General features: G+C 72.0%; 9 protein-coding genes and 1 pseudogene. 4 read left to right on the top strand and 6 right to left on the bottom strand.

Annotated elements, in window-relative coordinates; all coding sequences use genetic code 11:
- Positions 1-28: 28 nt before the first annotated feature.
- A complete protein-coding gene (locus ACZ7LU_RS03990; protein WP_471915597.1) occupies positions 29-1240 on the bottom strand; it encodes a glycoside hydrolase family 5 protein in 1212 nt (403 codons plus the stop codon).
- Positions 1241-1632: 392 nt separating this feature from the next.
- Here ACZ7LU_RS03990 and ACZ7LU_RS03985 point away from each other — a divergent pair.
- From ACZ7LU_RS03985 to ACZ7LU_RS03970, 4 genes and pseudogenes are all read left to right on the top strand, one after another.
- Positions 1633-3588, top strand: a pseudogene (locus tag ACZ7LU_RS03985) (glycoside hydrolase family 48 protein); the annotation flags it as partial.
- A gap of 89 nt (positions 3589-3677) precedes the next feature.
- Complete coding sequence (locus ACZ7LU_RS03980) at positions 3678-6032, top strand: WD40/YVTN/BNR-like repeat-containing protein (protein WP_471915596.1); 2355 nt, start codon at positions 3678-3680, stop codon at positions 6030-6032.
- A 150-nt stretch (positions 6033-6182) separates the two neighbouring features.
- A complete protein-coding gene (locus tag ACZ7LU_RS03975; protein ID WP_471915595.1) occupies positions 6183-7298 on the top strand; it encodes an ABC transporter substrate-binding protein in 1116 nt (371 codons plus the stop codon).
- A 102-nt stretch (positions 7299-7400) separates the two neighbouring features.
- Positions 7401-7784 (top strand): VOC family protein, encoded by a 384-nt coding sequence (locus ACZ7LU_RS03970; protein WP_468086459.1) that lies wholly within the window; start codon positions 7401-7403, stop codon positions 7782-7784.
- Positions 7785-7797: 13 nt separating this feature from the next.
- On the opposite strand, the gene ACZ7LU_RS03965 is transcribed toward ACZ7LU_RS03970, so the two are convergent.
- Genes ACZ7LU_RS03965 through ACZ7LU_RS03945 form a run of 5 tightly spaced genes read right to left on the bottom strand, consistent with a single transcriptional unit; the run spans position 7798 to position 13548 of the window.
- Complete coding sequence (locus ACZ7LU_RS03965) at positions 7798-9114, bottom strand: pectate lyase family protein (RefSeq protein WP_471915594.1); 1317 nt, start codon at positions 9112-9114, stop codon at positions 7798-7800.
- A gap of 2 nt (positions 9115-9116) precedes the next feature.
- Positions 9117-9854, bottom strand: a complete 738-nt coding sequence (locus tag ACZ7LU_RS03960; RefSeq protein ID WP_471915593.1) for a rhamnogalacturonan acetylesterase — start codon at positions 9852-9854, stop codon at positions 9117-9119.
- Positions 9833-11158 (bottom strand): ABC transporter substrate-binding protein, encoded by a 1326-nt coding sequence (locus ACZ7LU_RS03955; protein ID WP_471915592.1) that lies wholly within the window; start codon positions 11156-11158, stop codon positions 9833-9835. Before ACZ7LU_RS03955 ends, ACZ7LU_RS03960 begins: the two co-directional genes overlap by 22 nt.
- Positions 11159-11173: 15 nt before the next feature.
- Positions 11174-12712 (bottom strand): glycoside hydrolase family 43 protein, encoded by a 1539-nt coding sequence (locus ACZ7LU_RS03950; RefSeq protein WP_471915591.1) that lies wholly within the window; start codon positions 12710-12712, stop codon positions 11174-11176.
- Positions 12709-13548, bottom strand: coding sequence for a DUF6807 domain-containing protein (locus ACZ7LU_RS03945; RefSeq protein ID WP_471915590.1), 840 nt, complete (start codon positions 13546-13548; stop codon positions 12709-12711). The genes ACZ7LU_RS03950 and ACZ7LU_RS03945 overlap by 4 nt, the downstream gene beginning before the upstream one ends.
- Between the last annotated feature and the right edge of the window lie 6 nt (positions 13549-13554).

The raw sequence follows: 13554 nt of genomic DNA, 5'->3' as shown, positions 1-13554 counted from the left end.
CGGGGGCGGTGCCCCATCGGGTGTCGGGTCAGGGGGCGAGGGCGCGCAGATGGTCGCGCAGCCCGATGCCGAACGGGGTGGGAGTGCCGTCGTAGGAGCTGATCAGGGCCGGACCCGATGAGCAGTCCCAGGCGTTCCAGGTCCAGCCGAGGTACGAGAGCCCGCGGTCGTCGAACCACTTCATGACGCGGTCGATGAACCCGTGGGAGCAGGTGTTCTCGCCGACCTCGCCCGCGACGAGCGGGACGCGCGCGGCGACAGGGGCGAGGGTGCGGTCCCAGCAGCCCTCGTCGGCACAGGTGTTGAAGTTGTAGACGTGCCAGGCCGCGGCGAGATTGCCGGCCGGGTCGTGGGGCGCGTGCCGCAGCCAGCCGCTCAGGTCGTTGGCGTACGCGATGCCGGCCGTGAGGACGAGGTTCCTGGCGCCCGTGGCTCGGACGGCGTCCAACAGGTCCTGCATTCCCGCGACTTCGTAGCCGATGCCGGGGCAGTGGCCGCCGTCGCGCCAGCAGGTCCAGGCCTCGGCGGTGGTGGGGGTCGCGCGGTCGGGATAGGGCTCGTTGAAGAGGTCGAAGACGACTTCCGGGTCGTTCTTGTACGCGCGGGCGACCGAGGTCCAGAACGCCGGGGTGTACCGGGCGTTCGGCATCGGCTTCTGACAGCTGGCGTGGACGTCGTGGCAGCCGGCCGAGTTGCCGGTGTACTGGCCGTGGGACCAGTGCAGTTCGACGACCGGTGTCATGCCGTGCCGCTGGACGCGCTGGACCAGCTGGTCGACCGCGGCCCGGTAGTTGGCGCCGCCGTACCGCGGATCGATGTTGCCGGTGCCGAGCCAGCACTCTTCGTTGAGGGGGATGCGGACGGTGTTGGCCTTCCAGTCCGCGATGGCCCGGACGGAGGCGTCGTCGACGGGGCCGTCGAAGACGCCCCAGCCCTGGACGCAGGCGAACTCGCCACCGGAGCGGTTGACGCCGAGGAGGCGGCGGGTGGCGCCCTGCGCGTCGACGAGCTTGTTGCCCTCGGCGCGCAGGACGGGCGGAGGCGCGGTCGCAGCAGGTACGGCCGCGGCGGGTTCGGTCGCAGCAGGTACGGCCGCGGCGGGTTCGGCCGCGCTCGCCGTGGACAGGGCGGACGGCGCGGTGAGGCCCCCGGCGGCGAGCAGGGCGCCGGCCAGTGCGACGAGCAGGCGTGACGGACCGGAGAGACGGAACGGGTGTGACAGGCGTGAGGGATGTCGCATGAGCGACTCCTTCGAGGTCAACTCGACGTCGGCACAGCCGATTTCGAGGTCAACTGAACGGAATCGCTCCCACTGTTGAACGCGGAAGCTATCAGTGAGTTGCCGCGGGGGCCAGATGGGTTCGCGCATTCTCCGGAGATTTACTTGTCGAATTCATTCGACAGGCCGGGCGTCGAATGAATTCGACGGCCCAATGCTCGCCCACTCCCTTGACATGTTCTTGTAACACGTTGACTTTGGGAGCGCTCCCACTGGTTCCCCGCTCCCACCTCTTGGAACTCACCCCCCGACGCACCGACAGGAGGGACCAGCGCATGCGCGCCTTCCCCGGATCACCGGAACCCGACGAGTCCAGACCCCCGCTCAGCCGACGCCGCCTGCTCGCGATCGGCGCCGCCGCCGTCACCGTCCCCGCCACGGCCTCCCTGACGTCCGCAGGTCAGACGGCCCACGCGGGCGAGGCGCGGGCCGCCGCGAACGAGTACGAGCAGCGCTTCCTCGACCTCTACGCGAAGATCACCAACCCGGCGAACGGCTATTTCTCGCCGGAGGGCATTCCCTACCACTCCGTCGAGACACTCATCGTCGAGGCCCCCGACCACGGCCACGAGACGACGTCCGAGGCATACAGCTATCTGATCTGGCTGCAGGCCATGTACGGCAAGGTCACGGGCGATTGGAGCCGTTTCAACGCGGCGTGGGAAACCATGGAGAAATTCATGATCCCGACCCGCGCGGACCAGCCGACGAACAGTTTCTACAATCCCTCGAAACCGGCCACCTATGCTCCCGAATGGGACCAGCCCTCCCAGTATCCGGCCCGCCTCGATCCCTCGGTCGCCGTCGGCACCGACCCGCTCGCGGCCGAGCTGAGGAGCGCGTACGGCACCGACGACGTCTACGGCATGCACTGGCTCCAGGACGTCGACAACACGTACGGCCTGGGCGGCTCCGGCACCGCGCCGACGTACATCAACACCTTCCAGCGCGGCTCGCAGGAGTCCGTGTGGGAGACGGTCACGCAGCCCTGCCGCGACGCCTTCACCTACGGCGGCAGGAACGGCTACCTGGACCTCTTCACCGGTGACTCCTCGTACGCGAAGCAGTGGAAGTTCACCAACGCCCCCGACGCCGACGCGCGCGCCGTCCAGGCCGCCTACTGGGCGCACAAGTGGGCCTCCGCGCAGGGCAAGGCCGGCCAGGTGGCGGCGACCGTCGCCAAGGCCGCCAAGATGGGCGACTACCTCCGGTACGCCCTGTTCGACAAGTACTTCAAGAAGGTCGGCGACTGCACGAGCCCGTCCGGCTGCGCCCCGGGCAGCGGCAAGAACAGCTCGCACTACCTGCTGTCCTGGTACTACGCGTGGGGCGGCGCGCTCGACACCTCGGCGGGCTGGGCCTGGCGCATCGGCTGCAGCCACAGCCACGGCGGCTACCAGAACCCCCTGGCCGCCTACGCCCTGAGCTCGTACGCGGCGCTCGCGCCCAGGTCGGCGACCGGCAGGGCGGACTGGCGCCAGAGCCTCACCCGGCAGCTGGAGTTCTACCGCTGGCTGCAGTCCGCCGAGGGCGCCATCGCGGGCGGCGCGACCAACAGCTGGCAGGGCAGGTACGCGCAGCCGCCCGCGGGCACGCCCACCTTCTACGGCATGTACTACGACGAGAAGCCCGTCTACCACGACCCGCCGTCCAACCAGTGGTTCGGCTTCCAGGCCTGGTCGATGGAGCGGGTCGCCGAGTACTACCACCAGACGGGCGCGGCCGACGCCAAGGCCGTCCTCGACAAGTGGGTGACCTGGGCGCTGTCCGAGACGCGGGTCGCCGCCGACGGCACGTACTCGTTCCCCTCCACCCTGCGGTGGAGCGGCGCGCCCGACACCTGGAACCCCGCAAATCCCGGCCGCAACAGCGGGCTTCACGTGTCGGTCGTGGACCGCACCAATGACGTCGGCGTGGCCGGGGCCTATGCGCGCACGCTCGTCTACTACGCCGCCAAGTCCGGGCACGCGGCGGCGAAGAGGACCGCCAAGGCGCTGCTCGACGGCATGTGGGCGCACCACCAGGACGCGCGGGGCATCGCGGTGCCGGAGCAGCGGGCCGACTTCAGCCGCTTCAAGGACGCCGTGTACGTGCCGGGCGGCTGGAGCGGCACGATGCCGAACGGCGACCCGATCAACGCGTCGTCGACGTTCCTCTCCATCCGCTCCTTCTACAAGAAGGACCCCGACTGGCCGAAGGTCGAGGCGTATCTGGCGGGTGGCGCGGTGCCCACCTTCACGTACCACCGGTTCTGGGCGCAGGCGGACATCGCGCTTGCGCTCGGGGCGTACGCGGAGCTCCTCGTCTAGCCCTGCCGCTCCGTGTACGGGCCGGCCGGAATCCCCCGCCGGGGGCGCCGGCCGGCCCCTCCCCGTCCTCCTCGTGAAGGGAACCCCCCATGTCCCCCGGCCCCCGCGTGTCCCCAGGTGTCCGTGCCCGGCGGGCACGCACGCTCCCCGCCCTCTTCGGCCTGCTGGTCGGCTTCCTCGCCGGCGGGCCCGTGACGTCCGCGGACGCGGACGCCTCCGCCGCCACGGCGTCCGCCCCCGCCGCCGTGCCGTACGACTGGAAGAACGTGCGCGTCGACGGGGGCGGCTTCGTCCCCGGCATCGTCTTCAACCGCTCCGAGCCCGGCCTCGCCTACGCCCGCACCGACATCGGCGGCGCCTACCGCTGGCAGGAGTCCACCCGGTCCTGGAAGCCGCTGCTCGACTCGGTCGGCTGGGACGACTGGGGGCACACCGGCGTCGCGAGCCTCGCCTCCGACTCCGTCGACCCCGACAAGGTGTACGCGGCCGTCGGCACGTACACGAACGACTGGGACCCCGGCAACGGCGCCGTGCTGCGCTCCGCGGACCGGGGCGAGACCTGGCGCAAGGCCGGCCTGCCCTTCAAGCTGGGCGGCAACATGCCGGGACGCGGCATGGGCGAGCGCCTCGCCGTCGACCCGCACGACAACAGGGTGCTGTACCTGGGCGCGCCGAGCGGCAAGGGCCTGTGGCGCTCCACGGACTCGGGCGCCACCTGGCGGCAGGTCACGAGCTTCCCCAACCCGGGCAACTACGCGGAGAACCCGGCCGACACCAGCGGCTACGCCTCCGACAACCAGGGCGTCGTCTGGGTGACCTTCGACGAGTCGACGGGGAAGGGCGGCGGCAGGACGCAGACCATCTACGTCGGGGTCGCCGACAAGCAGAACGCCGTATACAAGTCGATGGACGGCGGCGGCAGTTGGACGCGGGTAGGCGGGCAGCCGACCGGCTACCTGCCGCACAAGGGAGTCCTCGACGCCGAGAACGGATACCTCTATCTCGCGTACAGCGACAAGGGCGGCCCTTACGACGGAGGGAAGGGCCAGGTGTGGCGGTACGCGACGAAGAGCGGTGAGTGGAAGAACATCAGCCCGGTGGCCGAGGCCGACACGTCCTACGGCTACAGCGGACTGACCGTCGACCGGCAGCGCCCGGGCACGGTCATGGTCACCGGCTACAGCTCCTGGTGGCCGGACACACAGATCTTCCGCACCACGGACAGCGGCGCCAACTGGACGTCGGCGTGGAGCTATTCGTCGTATCCGAACCGCGAGAACCGCTACACGATGGACGTCTCGTCCGTGCCGTGGCTCTCCTGGGGCGCGCACCCCACGCCGCCCGAACAGACGCCCAAGCTCGGCTGGATGACGGAGGCCCTGGAGATCGACCCGTTCGACTCGGACCGGATGATGTACGGCACCGGGGCCACCGTCTACGGCACGGACGACCTCACCGAATGGGACGACGGCGGCGGCAAGTTCACCATCAGGCCGATGGTGAAGGGCCTGGAGGAGACCGCGGTCAACGACCTCGCCGCTCCCCCGTCCGGCGCGCCGCTGTTCAGCGCGCTCGGCGACATCGGCGGCTTCCGCCACACGGACGTGACCAAGGTGCCGTCCCTGATGTACACCCAGCCGAACCTCTCCACCACGACCAGCCTCGACTACGCCGCGTCGAACCCGAACACGGTGGTGCGGGTCGGCAACGCGGACGCGGCACCGCGCATCGGCTTCTCCACGGACAACGGCGCCAACTGGTTCGCCGGGCAGGAGCCCGCCGGTGTCACGGGCGGCGGCACGGTCGCCGCGGCGGCCGACGGCAGCCGCTTCGTGTGGAGCCCGGACGGGGCGGGCGTGCACACGACAGCCGGGTTCGGCTCGTCGTGGACGGCGTCGAAGGGCATCCCGCAGGGAGCCGTCGTCGAGGCGGACCGCTCCGACCCGAAGACGTTCTACGGCTTCAAGTCGGGCACCTCCTATGTGAGTTCGGACGGCGGGGCGACCTTCACCGCGAAGGCTTCGGCCGGCCTGCCCGCCGAGGGGCCCGTGAAGTTCCAGGCCGTGCCCGGCAAGAAAGGCGACATCTGGCTCGCGGGCGGCAAGGCCGGGGCGGCGTACGGCCTGTGGCGCTCCACCGACGGCGGCGCCACGTTCAAGAAGGTCGAGGGGGTCCAGGAGGCCGACACCATCGGCTTCGGCAAGGCGGCACCCGGCGCCTCGTACCAGGCCCTCTACACCAGCGCGAAGATCGGCGGGGTACGCGGCATCTTCCGCTCCACGGACACGGGCGCGACCTGGGTGCGGGTCAACGACGACCGCCACCAGTGGGGTTGGACCGGCGCGGCGATCACCGGCGACCCCAAGGTCTTCGGCCGGGTCTACGTGGCGACGAACGGGCGCGGCGTGATCTACGGCGACACGGCGGCGCGACGCTCGCGATAGATGGCGCGGGAGCGGGTGGCACGCGGATGACGTGGACGACGGGGCGCCGAGTCCGGCCGAGTGCGACTCGGTTACTCTCGGCGCCTCTGACGTTCACTCCGCGATCCGGGGCCGCACCGCGATCGCGTCGGCACCCGGGAGACACCCCACATGACTACGCCGCCGCCACCGCCGCCCGGAGGGGGGCGGACCGACGCGTCGGCCGTCCGGATCGGCGCTCTCGTGCCGCTGACCCGGCCCGGCTGGACCGCGGCGGGCCGGCATCTGCTGGCCGGGCTCGAACTGGCCGTCCGCGACGTCAACGACACCGGCGGGATCACCGGCAGGCCGCTCGAACTGGTGGTCAGGGACACCGCGGCCGATCCGCGGCGGGCCGAGGCGGCCGTGGCGGAACTGGCCGGTCTGGGCGTCGCCGCACTGGCCGGGGAGTACCACAGCGTCGTCGCCCGCGCCGCCGCCACCGCCGCCGACGCCATCGGCCTGCCGTACCTCTGCTCGTCCGCGGTGCTCGACGCGCTCACCGACCGGCCGACGGAGTGGGTCGCGCGCCTCCCCCCGCCGCAGTCCCGCGGCTGGCAGGTCTACGCGGACTTCCTCCTCGGCGCGGGCCACCGCCGTATCGCCGTGGCGGCCCAGCCGAGCGTCTACTGGGCGGCCGGGACCCGCGTCCTGCGCGACCGCCTCGCGCCACGCGGCGGCTCCGTCGGCGAACTGGACCTGACCGCGCTCACCCCCGCCGACGTGTGCGACGCACTCGTCGCCGAGCGGGCGACCGCCCTCCTCCTTCTCCTCGGCCACCCGGAACCGGCGATGTCGGTCGTCCGCGCCGTCCGCCGTGATCCGCGCCTCACCGACCTCACGATCGGCGCTCCGGCCGGGCAGCCGGAGTTCGCCGAATGGGCGACTGCGCTGGGCACCGACGGTGCCGCCGTCCCCTTCCTGCGCTACCTGCCCGAGCACCTCACACCGCTCGGCGCGCGTGTCGCGGCGGCCCTCCGTGAGCGGCTGGCCGAAGCGCCCTCCTTCGTCGCCTTCGAGGGCTACGACACGGTCGCCGTCCTCGCGGACGTGCTGCGCTCCCACGGCGTGGACCGCGCCCGCACCGCCGCTGCCTGGCCCCGAGTCGCGGTCGAGGGAACCCGCGGGACGATCCGGTTCACCCGCACGCCGGGCAGCCACGTCTGGCAGTGGGACCGTCCGCCGGTCCAGGTCGTCGACCGCGACCCGGCCCGACCGGAGCGCTTCCGCGTCCTGCACACCGGTTGAGAGACCCGCGCCAGTCCCGGAGCGCTGACGCCCGCTGTGCGGTCACGTACAACGCCTCGGCCTGCGTGCGGAGTTGCGGGTGATCTCCGTACACTGACGCGCATGGCATGCCGCATCAGTGAACTCGTCCTCGACGCCGCCGACCCCGAGCGTCTCGCCGTGTTCTGGAGCGAGGTCCTCGGATACGTCGAACTCGGCCGGGAGGACGACGGAAGCATCGAGATCGGACCGCCCGGCACCGGCTTCGGCGGACCGCAGCCCACCCTCGTCCTCAGCCCCAGCAGTGCCCCGCGGGCCGGGAAGCTGCCGCTGCACATCGACGTCAGCGCCACCGACCGGGACCAGGACGCCGAGCTGGAGCGGCTGCTCGCGCTCGGCGCGAAGCCCGCCGACGTCGGTCAGACCGGTGCCGAGAGCTGGCACGTCCTGACCGACCCGGAGGGCAACGAGTTCTGCCTGCTGCACGCCCGGATCCAGCCCCTCTGACGGGGGCCGGGCGTCAGCGGATCCGGCCCGCGCCCGCGTGCCGGCCGACGACGTGCGGCACGTGCCGCGCGTCGTCCACGCCGGTCCGCAGGGTCGGGGTCCAGCCCGCGCCGGACCGCAGGGGTTCTGTCGGGTACTGCGCGTTGTGGGCGGCGATCAGGTCTACGGCCCTGCCGTTGACGCGGTTGCCGGCCGCGGTGACCGGGGCCTCCTTCCACTTCTTGAGGACGCGTCCGGCGCCGACCCCGGCGGGCAGCGTGAACGCGTTGGCCTCGGCCACGAGTTGGGGCTCCGCTCCGATGCCGAAGCTGTACTGGTAGCCGCTCGCCGGGGCCACGAAGTGGTTGTTGTAGGCGTCGACCTTGCCGAAGCGGACGCGCGGGGCCCGCTCGATGACGTGCCGGAAGAGGTTGTGGTGCAGGGTGACGCGGAGCCTGCCGCGGTCGGTGGCGCCCGCGCTGTCACTGTTGCCGATCATGAGGGTCTTGTCGTGGTCGGCGAAGACGTTCCAGGAGACGGTCACGAGGTCGGCGCCGCGCACGATGTCGAGTTCGCCGTCGTGCCGCTGGTACAGCTCTCCGTAGTAGGACGGCAGCGTGCTGTCGGGGTGGGCGCCGTCGGTGAACGTGTTGTGGTCAAGCCACACGTGCGTCGAGCCGTGCACGACCGCGCTGTCGTACTCGGAGTTCCACGCCCCGGTGGCGCCGTCCGTGGGGTCCCACTGCGGGAAGCAGTCCAGCGGGCTCTCCAGGGTGAGGTTGCGGACGACGACGTTGTCGGCGTCCTTGATCTGGAGGCTGCCGCCGGTGATCCCCGCGTTCCGGCCGACGCCGACGATCGTCGTGTCGGAGGGGATGTACGCCTTGACGGCCGCGGCCTGCCGGGTGGCCGACGCGGCGCGCAGGTCCTCCTGTTCGCCGCTGACCGGCCGGTCCCTGCCCCACACGGCGGGGTCGTAGGCGGCGAGGTACTTCGCGAAGTCGTACCCCTCGGCCTCGAACGCCCCGCAGCCCGCGGCGTCGGCGCGCAGGACGCCCTTGACCCTGATGACTCGGGGGGCGTCGCCGCCCGCGGCCAGCGCCGCGCGGAACTCCTCCCAGGTGGTGACCGTGAAGGTGTGCGCGGCGTCGGCTCCCGCGCCGCCGGTGGTGCCGCCGCCGGTGGACGCCCAGCCGTCGTGCGGGGGCAGGACGTGGCGCGCCTGCCCCGGTGCGGCCTGAGCCGTGGCGGCGGTGACCTTGGCCTTAGTCGTAGCTGTGGCTGTGGCGGTGGCTGTGGCGCCGAGGACGAGCGCTGTGCAGCCCGCGAGGACCGCGTAGGACATACGCATGGTCAGGCTCCTTGTGGCCAGGTGATCCAGGACTCGGGGATCTCGTCGTCGAGGCGGCGCACGTCGCCGGGGGCGAGCACCCTGCAATGCAGCAGCTCGGCTGCGACGAGGCGGGCCACGGCGATCGCGCCGGGCGGGTTGAAGTGGGTGTTGTCCTGCTCGGTCGCCGTCCAGTTGAAGTACTTCTTCGTCTCCTCGGCGCCGAGCTTCCGCCACAGCGCCCGCGACAGCTCCTGGATGTCGAGGAGCGCGACGTCCGCCTCCCCGGCGAGGGCGCGCATCGCCGCCGGGTAGTCGCCGTGGGTGGGCAGGGCGTTGCCCGCCGAGTCGAATCTCCGACGCTCCACCGGGGTGAGGAGCACCGGCCGGGCCCCGCGCGCCCGCGCTCCGTCGACGTACCGCCGCAGGTGGTCCCGGTAGCTCGTCCAGGGCTCGGTGTGGCGGGCCGGGTCGTCCTTCTTCTGGTCGTTGTGCCCGAACTGGACGAGGAGGATGTCGCCGGGGGTGATCACGTCGAGGATCGCGTCGAGGCGGCCCTCGTCGACGAAGCTCTTCGAACTGCGGCCGTTCATCGCGTGGTTGGCGACCGGCAGCCAGTCGCGCAGGAAGAAGCGCAGGGCCATGCCCCACCCGGTCTCGGGGGCGGCGGACGCGTACTTCTGGGCGGCGGTGGAGTCCCCTGCCACGTACAGGGTGCGCACGCCAGGACCCGCCGCCGTCACCGGTCCTGCTCCTGCCACTCGGCCTGCGCCTTGTTGAGCTGCTCGGCGAGGCTGTCGAGGAAGTCCTTCGCGGACATCTTGCCGAGCAGCACCTTCTGGAAGTCGGGCTCGTTCTCCGCCTTGCTGATGGTGTTCCAGTCGGGCAGGTGGTACGGCAGCTGCACGATCTTCGTGGAGCCGTCGTTCAGCGCTGCGGCCGCTAGCTTGGTGGGCTCCGCCTTCTTGACCCAACTGTCCTTGGCGGCCTCGGTGTTGGCGGGAATGGCGCCGGCCGACTCGTTCCACTTGCTGTTGGAGGCGTGCGAGGCGGCGAACTCGATGAACTTCCAGGCGGCCTTCTTGTTCTTGCTCGACTTGAAGAGGCCGAGGCCGTCGACCGGGTTGGAGACCTGGACGCGGACGCCCGCGTCGGTCGTCGGGTTGGGCAGGCCGCGGAACTTGTCCTTGCCGAGCGCCTTCACGTGGTCGGCGTAGGAGCCGAGGTTGTGGCTGAGCATGCCGATCTGCCCGTTGTCCCACTGCGCGTTCATCTTGGTGAAGTCGTTGTTGAGGTCGGCGGAGGGCGTGGCCTTCTTGTACAGGGCGGCGTACTTCTTCAACGCGGCGACGTTCTTGGGGTGGTTGACGGTGGTCTCGTCGCCGTCCCAGAAGGAGCCGATGCCCGACTGGCCGTACATCGCGTCGAGCGCTTGCGCGATGGAGCCCTCGCCGCCGCGGATGGTGTAGCCGAAGCGGTTGGCCTTCTGGTCGGTGAGTTTCTCCGCCGCCTCGTAGAACTTGGACCAGGTGGTGGGCGCGTCGAGGCCGGCCGCCTCGAACAGGTCGGTGCGGTAGTAGAGGACGCCGTTGCTGGCGGAGGTCGGCACCGTGTACAGCCGGCTGCCGCCGCCGGCCGCGCGCACGCTGTCCACCATGCCCGTGTTGAGTTTGCCGTTCAGCGCGCTGCCGTCGAGGCGCTTGTCCAGCGGCTCCAGGGCGTCCTGTGCGGCGATCCCTGCGAGCATGGCGGCGCCGACGCCGCCGACGTCGGGCAGGCCGCCGCCCTGGATCGCGGTGTCGTACTTGGACTGGACGCTCTCCGCGGGCACCCCGACGTACTTGACGTCGATGTCGGGGTTCGCCTTCTCGAAGTCCCTGATGATCTCCTTCCAGATGTCGTGCCGGACGGCCGTGTTGTTGTCCCAGAAGGTGATCTCGCCCTTGCCGGACCCCTCACCGCCGCTGTCCCCCGCCGCACCGCTCCCGTCGTCGCCGCAGGCGGTGGCGGTCAGGGCGAGGACGGCGGTCAGGGCGAGGGCGGTCGTGCTCGTTCTCGTGTTCATCTTCGGCTCTCTTCTTCAGTGGGTGATCCGGAAGTGCGTGAACAGGGCCGTGCCGGCGGGCCCCGTGCCGTCGGGCGCCGCCGCGAACAGGCCGAGCAGGGCTCCGACCCAGTTCCAGGGGGTGGCGGCGAAGACGGGCCCCGAGGGGCGGAATCCGTCGCCGGTGTCGGCGTGGAAGCGGCAGCGGGCGCCCTCGGTGACCTCGACGCGGAGCCGGGCCGTGCCGTCCGGGGCCGCTCGCGGGCGCTCGGCGTCGCGCTCCGGGCCGTCCCGCTCGGCGAACCGGTGCACGAGCCGGACCGTGCCGTCGGTGTCCCGCTCCAGGCCGATCCAGGAGTACGCGTCGCCGAGCACCGCGAAGCCGGCCCGCGCGCCCGGCGCCCATGCGGCGAGGCGCAGCCGGGTCTCCGCGACGCACGGCGCGAGCGGGAGGCGCTGCGTGAGCACGTGCGGCAGGGTGCGCGGGTCGTCCACTTGCGGGGTGCGCACACACGCCAGCTGCAGCCCGTCCCCGGAGTGCGAAGTCGCCCACCCGTCACGGGGGTTGGCGGTCCACTGCCACTGCCGCCCGTGCCGCCCGCCGGGGAAGTCGTCGTCGGTGGCGGGCGCGGACCGGGGCTGCTCCGGGAGCCGGGGCTTTCTGTGTACGTCGACGGGGACGCCGTCGGCGCCGAGCACCGGCCAGCCTTCGGCGTCCCAGCGCATCGGCTGGAGGTGGACGACGCGGCCGTACGCGCCGCGCTGCTGGAAGTGCAGGAACCAGTCCTCGCCGCGCGCGGTGCGCACCCAGCCGCCCTGGTGGGGCCCGTTGACGTCGGTGCCGCCCTGCTGGAGGACGGTCCGTTCCTCGTAGGGGCCGTGGAAGCGGCGGGCGCGGAAGGCGCCCTGCCAGCCGGTCTCGACTCCGCCGGCCGGGGCGAGGATCCAGAACCACCCGTCGTGCCGGTAGACCTTGGGCCCTTCGAGGGTGAACCAGCCGGGGATCCGGTCGCCGTCGATCAGCACCCGCCCCTCGTCGAGGAGTTCGCGTCCGTCGGCGCTCATGAGGTGACCCGTGACGCGGTTCTTCACGCCGGACCGCGACTTGGCCCAGGCGTGCACGAGGTAGGCGGCGCCGGTCTCCTCGTCCCACAGGGGGCAGGCGTCGATGAGGCCCTTGCCGGGTTTGAGGAGGTGCGGGCGAGTCCAAGGACCGCGGATCTCGGGGGCGCTGACCTGGAAGACGCCGTGGTCGGGGTCGCCCCAGAAGATCCAGAACCGCCCGCCGTGGTGCCGCAGGGCCGGCGCCCAGATCCCGCAGTCGTGCCGGGGCACGGCGAAGGCCTCCGCGGGTTCCAGGCGCTCGACGGCGTGCCCGATCAGCGTCCAGTTGACCAGGTCGCGCGAGTGCAGCAGCGGCAGTCCGGGGACCCGGCCGAAGCTGGACGCGGTGAGGTAGAAGTCGTCGCCGACCCGCAGCACGTCGGGGTCGGACCAGTCCGCGGCGAGCACGGGGTTGCGGTAGGTGCCGTCGCCGAGGTCACCGGTGACCCGGCCGGGTCCTGGCGCGCTCACGCCGTCACCGCCTTGCGCACCAGCGCCGCCGCCTCGTCGCGCTCCAGGGTGCCGTCGGCGACGACGGTCACCACGCGGCGTACGACGGTGTCGCCCGGCGCGACCGGGAGCCGGGCGTCGGCGGCGAGGGAGGAGCCGACGCCGGGGTACTCGGCGGCGCGCACGAACCACGGGTCGTGGCGGGTCGTCGCGGTGGCTCCGGCGAACACCAGGGTCCAGCCGTCGCCGGAGAGGGCGAGCCAGTCCGTGCGGGCGGCGTGGCCCGACGCCTCGCCGTCGGTGTCCGCGGTGAACACGCGCGGGGGCGCGGGCTCCTTCGGGGCGCGCCAGAAGAAGCCGCCGTATCCGGCGCCGGGGCGGCCGTTGGTGGCGGGGCTGCCGAGGGACAGCTCCTCGCCGGTGGCGTTGGTGAGGGAGAAGGTGAAGTCCAGCGCCCAGGCGGTGGCGGTCAGTTCGACGGCGGCGACGGTGCGGCGCTCGCTCAGCAGCGCCTCTCCCCCGGCCGTCCAGGTGAGGTCCTCCACGAAGCCGTCGGGGTCGTGGAGCTTGAATCCCTGGTGGCGCTGCATCCCGTGGTTGTCGAGGTCGACGGGGCCCCGGTCCCGTACGAAGGTGCGGCCGCCCCAGAAGTTGCGGCCCGCCACGTCGGGGACGGCCACGCCGACGCCGAGGTGGTGCGGGTGGTCGGCGGGGCGCAGTTCGCTGACCGGGGTGCCCGCGAGGGTGGTGACGGGGTGCAGGTAGGGGCGCGGGGACAGGTGCGGGTCCAGCTCGGGCCGGTAGGAGTAGCGGCCGACGGGCCGTCCCGCGCAGCGCAGGACGAGGGCGTGGTTCATGACGTA

The sequence above is a fragment of the Streptomyces sp. NPDC039462 genome (assembly GCF_055639375.1).
The sequence above is the reverse complement of the archived record's forward strand: the minus strand, read 5'-3'. Positions and strand labels throughout refer to the sequence as shown.